At 56.2% G+C, this 639-nt stretch carries 1 pseudogene; it reads right to left on the bottom strand.

The annotated features are described in order from the left end of the window. Positions 1-579, bottom strand: a pseudogene (locus tag V3B46_RS21685) (hypothetical protein); the annotation flags it as partial. Between the last annotated feature and the right edge of the window lie 60 nt (positions 580-639).

The following is a 639-nucleotide window of genomic DNA, read 5'->3' as shown; positions in this document are numbered from 1 at the left end:
CTCTTCGTCCTTCTTCTTGCAGGAGCCGTTTACCAGCGCCATGCCATCGGGACAGGGCTTCTCATCCGTACATGCGTTGCCAACCTTAACCTTGCCTTCGGGACACTCAGGCTCCACGGGCTGGCAAACCTTCAGCGCGCCATTCCAAATCATATTGCCGCCCTGCTTAGTGCAATCCGGCTTTTCGTTACAGCTTTGGCCGGTGCTCCAATAAGACGTCGTGTCATCGCCGTTGTCTGCGTACTTGACCTCACAACCACGACTACATGAGACGGAGCCAGAGGGCGGGAAAAATGGCGTGGTCTTTGTGCCTCGAGCTTGACAGGATTGATCGTATGCGACAGTGGAACTATGACGACCCTGGAATCCGCCGTTTGGAAAGAGGCAGTTACCAAACGCGTTCACGCTACCGGGGCCCACGATCAACCCTATGGTGCCCGAGTCAATCGCGGCACCGGCAACAGTTCCGCTACACGACTGCCGAATATTGCTGATTGCTTGCTCTGTCGCCTCACCTTGATCGATCGCATAAGCCACCGATGGCACAAGTACGAACAGGAGTAGCAGGATTCGCCTCATCACACGCCCTCGAACGCGATCCAGCATGCGCCGCAGAAGGCAACAATCACGAAGTACCCC

Source organism: Stenotrophomonas sp. SMYL11, from assembly GCF_036320005.1.
GTDB classification, from domain to species: Bacteria; Pseudomonadota; Gammaproteobacteria; order Xanthomonadales; family Xanthomonadaceae; genus Stenotrophomonas; species Stenotrophomonas maltophilia_A.
Note: the sequence above shows the minus strand (reverse complement) of the source record. Positions and strands in the feature narration are given on the sequence as shown.